The organism is Brevundimonas sp., from assembly GCF_036402095.1.
GTDB lineage: Bacteria > Pseudomonadota > Alphaproteobacteria > Caulobacterales > Caulobacteraceae > Brevundimonas.
In genome coordinates, this window is record NZ_DASWTO010000163.1 from 1 (window position 1) to 3,310 (window position 3,310).

4 protein-coding genes and 2 pseudogenes are annotated in these 3,310 nt (G+C 72.7%); 1 reads left to right on the forward strand and 5 read right to left on the reverse strand.

Annotated features, from left to right (window positions below; translation table 11 throughout):
• Together VGD32_RS11135 and timA are read right to left on the reverse strand one after the other, a co-directional pair.
• Positions 1-195 (reverse strand): annotated as a pseudogene (locus VGD32_RS11135) (murein transglycosylase); the annotation flags it as partial.
• A 35-nt stretch (positions 196-230) separates the two neighbouring features.
• Complete coding sequence (timA, locus tag VGD32_RS11140; protein WP_331031956.1) at positions 231-866, reverse strand: TIM44-related membrane protein TimA; 636 nt, start codon at positions 864-866, stop codon at positions 231-233.
• Positions 867-1,106: 240 nt separating this feature from the next.
• Here timA and secB point away from each other — a divergent pair, with 240 nt between their 5' ends.
• Positions 1,107-1,625, forward strand: a complete 519-nt coding sequence (secB, locus tag VGD32_RS11145) for a protein-export chaperone SecB (protein WP_331031957.1) — start codon at positions 1,107-1,109, stop codon at positions 1,623-1,625.
• Positions 1,626-1,641: 16 nt separating this feature from the next.
• Here the strand turns inward: secB and dnaQ are convergent, their stop codons facing one another.
• The 3 genes and pseudogenes from dnaQ to VGD32_RS11160 all read right to left on the reverse strand — a co-directional run.
• Positions 1,642-2,358 (reverse strand): DNA polymerase III subunit epsilon, encoded by a 717-nt coding sequence (gene dnaQ / locus VGD32_RS11150; protein WP_331031958.1) that lies wholly within the window; start codon positions 2,356-2,358, stop codon positions 1,642-1,644.
• Between the two features lie 5 nt (positions 2,359-2,363).
• Entirely contained in the window at positions 2,364-3,005 is a 642-nt protein-coding gene (gene coaE / locus VGD32_RS11155; RefSeq protein ID WP_331031959.1) for a dephospho-CoA kinase, read from the reverse strand.
• Positions 3,002-3,310: pseudogene (locus VGD32_RS11160) on the reverse strand (shikimate dehydrogenase); the annotation flags it as partial. The gene coaE and the pseudogene VGD32_RS11160, both read right to left, overlap by 4 nt.

The following is a 3,310-nucleotide window of genomic DNA, read 5'->3' on the forward strand; positions in this document are numbered from 1 at the left end:
GGCCGCCAGCTGGTCCTCGTCGGCCCAGCCCGGCAGGATCGTCGGGCTCTCCCCGGCCGGCGCCACGGGGCCGGGAGCGGGCCGGGGCGGCTCCGGCGCGGTCGGCGGGGTCGTCGGCGCGGACGGGCCGGCCGGCCGCGGCGGGGTGGCGCAGGCGGCCAGCGCCAGGACGAGGGCCAGGGCGGCGGCTCTCACGGCCCTCCGGGGTCGCATCCCGCGGCCCCCCGGCCTCATGCCGAGGCGGGTTCGGTGCGGGCCAGCAGCCAGTTCGGATCGCTGGCGCCGAGGGTGCGTTCGAAGGTCCAGACCTCGGCGACGCGGCGCTCCTCGACCTGTTCCTCGGCCGCCGGATCGGCCGACTTCACCCGGTTGCGCAGCTCGGCCAGGAAGCGGACCTTGGCCGTGGCGCGATTCTCTTCCGCCGTGGCCAGCTCCAGATCGGCCCGGGCCGGGTGCAGGAATTCCGCCTCCTCGGTCTCGCCGCGGGCTTCGCGCGCCGCGATGCCGGCCTCGAACGACTCCATCACGCGCGCGGTCAGCAGCGGCTTCAGCGTCTCGCGGTCGCCGGCGGCGTAGGCCCGCACGATGGTCTCATGGGCCTGGCGGGCGCCCTCGAGGAAGCGCACCGGGTCGAAATTCGGATCGCGCGCCTTCAGCCCCGCGATCGAGGCCAGGGTCGCCGCGTCCAGCACGTTCGGCCGCGTTCCACCGGCATCCGCGGGCGCGGCGGGAACCGGCGGCTGGGCCCGGACATCGTCCTCGGGCTGGCGGCCCACCTTCTTGCCCAGCACATTGTAGAGCTGGAACAGGACGATGGCCGCGACGACGGCGAAGATGACGATCTGGACCTGGACCGGCACGGGCATTCCCTGATTGGCGCCCGATGAACGCCGGGCGCGGCGAAACGACGATTAGGGACTGATATAGGGGCGCGCAAGGCGAACGGCGCCCCCCGGACCCTGCGGCCGATCGGCCCGGCCCCGGAACGGGCGCCCGCCCTCCTTCGGCGAGCGTCGTTGCCGCAACGGGCCGTGCGTGCTAGTCGCCGCGCCTTCCGGGCCGGACCGCCGCGCCCCTCACGCCATTCCAGACAAGACCGACCCGCCATGACCGACGCCGTCCCGCCCGCCGACGCCAACACGCCCGCGCCCGCCCAGAACGGCGGCGAGGCCCCGGCCGGCCCGGGCTTCCGCATCCTGGCCCAGTTCGTCCGCGATCTGTCGTTCGAGAACCCCAAGGCTCCGGACTCCCTGCGCGTCGAGGGCAAGCCGGCCATCGATCTCGGCGTCGAGATGAACGCCCAGGGCCGCAAGGACGGCCTGTTCGAGGTCGAGCTGCGTCTGACCGTCAAGGCCACCACCGACGCCCTGACCGTGTTCAATGTCGAACTGGTCTACGGCGGCCTGTTCGCCCTGTCCGGCGTGGCCGAACAGGACATCGAGCCGATGCTGCTGATCGAGTGCCCGCGCTACCTGTTCCCGTTCGCCCGCGAGATCATCGCCCGCGCCACCGCCGACGGCGGCTTCTATCCGCCCTTCATGCTCGATCCGATCGACTTCGCCGGCATCTATCTGTCGCGCCAGCAGCAGATCGCCCGCGGCCCCGTCGAGCCCGCCCGCGCCTGACCCGACAGGGGCCGGTTCAGGCCGCCTCGACGTCCAGTCCGTAGGCCGCCCACAGCGACTGGTCCTTCAGGGTCTCGCGCAGGAAGGCCCGGTGCGCCGCCTGCTCGGCCTCCGTCGAGCGCGGCGCCAGCGGCCGCGGACGCGGCCCGTAGCCGCCCGCCGACCCCGCCGCCACCTGGGCCGCGGCGGTCCGCGCGCTCGACAGGTCCAGCCGCCGCTCCTTGCCGCCCTTCAGCTCCAGATAGACTTCGGCCAGCAGCCGGGCGTCGATCAGCGCCCCGTGCAGGGTGCGCTCAACCAGGCTGATCTTGAACCGCTTGCACAGGGCGTCCAGCGAATTGGCCATGCCCGGAAACCGGCTCTGGGCCAGCTTCAGGGTGTCGATCCAGCGCGTCTCCTCCAGCAGCGGATGACTGCACAGGCCGCACTCGTGGTCGATGAAGGAGCGGTCGAAGGCGGCGTTGTGGGCGATCACCGGCGCGTCGCCGATGAAGGCCATCAGCTCATGCACCACCTCACGGAATTTCGGCGCGTCCCGGACCTTCTCGTCGGTGATGCCGTGCACCCGGATGGCGTCCGGCGGGATCAGCCGCTCGGGATGCACCAGGGTGTGGAAGGTCCGGCCGGTCGGCAGCAGGTCCTCGATCTCGATGCAGCCGACCTCGATCAGCCGGTCGCCCGTCTTCGGATCGAAGCCGGTGGTTTCGGTGTCGAGAACGATTTCGCGGGCCATGCCCCTTATTGAATCGGTTTGCCGCCCGGCGGAAGCCCGCGCCGCGGAGATGTCCAGCCCGGGGCCAGAACCGTCCCCACGATTTCGCGCACCTGCACCCGCGCCGCTTCCAGCCCGCGGCCGGTGTCGACGACGAAGTCCGCCCGCCGCCGTTTCTCGGCGTCCGGCGTCTGCCGCGCGAGAATGGCCTCGAACCGCTTCCGGGTCATGCCGGGCCGGGCCAGCACCCGCGCCGCCTGCACCTCCGGATCCGCCGTGACCACGACCACCGCGTCCACCGCCGCGTCGCCGCCAGTCTCGAACAGCAGGGGGATATCCAGCACCGCAAGCCGCACGCCGCGCCGCGCCGCCGCCTCCAGATCCTCCAGCCGCCCCTTCAGCACAAGCGGATGAACGATCGCCTCCAGCCGCCGGAACGCCGCTTCGTCCTGACCCAGCGCCGCCGCCAGCCGGGTTCGGTCGACGGCGCCGTCGATCACCACGCCCGGAAAGGCCGCGCCGACCGGCTCAACCGCCGCGCCGTCCCGGGCGTAGAGCCGGTGCACGGCTTCGTCGGCGTTCCACACCAGCGCGCCCTCGGCGGCGAACATCGCCGTGGTGGTCGTCTTGCCCATGCCGATAGAGCCCGTCAGGCCGAGCACGATCATGGCGTCTCTCCCAGGGCCGCCAGGGCGAGCGCCCGGACATCCACGCCGGGCGGCTCCATGTCGAACAGGGCCCGGAACGAGGGCCGGGCCTGACCGATCAGCATGGCCAGGCCGTCCACCGTCGTCAGGCCCCGCGACTTGCCGGCGGCGAGGAAGGGCGTCAGCAGCGGGCGGTAGGTCATGTCCATGAGGACGGCGTCGCGGCGCAGCGCGTCGACCTCGATCTCCGGCTCCACGCTCAGGGCGTTGACGATCAGGGCCGCCTCCGGGAGAGCGCCGGGCCCGACCACGCCGACTCCGAGATC

What these genes read in the sequence shown, in the direction of transcription:
- dnaQ (WP_331031958.1), bottom strand. Translation starts at nt 2,358, where the DNA reads ATGGCCCGCGAAATCGTTCTCGACACCGAAACCACCGGCTTCGATCCG.
- secB (WP_331031957.1), top strand. Translation starts at nt 1,107, where the DNA reads ATGACCGACGCCGTCCCGCCCGCCGACGCCAACACGCCCGCGCCCGCC.
- coaE (WP_331031959.1), bottom strand. Translation starts at nt 3,005, where the DNA reads ATGATCGTGCTCGGCCTGACGGGCTCTATCGGCATGGGCAAGACGACC.
- timA (WP_331031956.1), bottom strand. Translation starts at nt 866, where the DNA reads ATGCCCGTGCCGGTCCAGGTCCAGATCGTCATCTTCGCCGTCGTCGCG.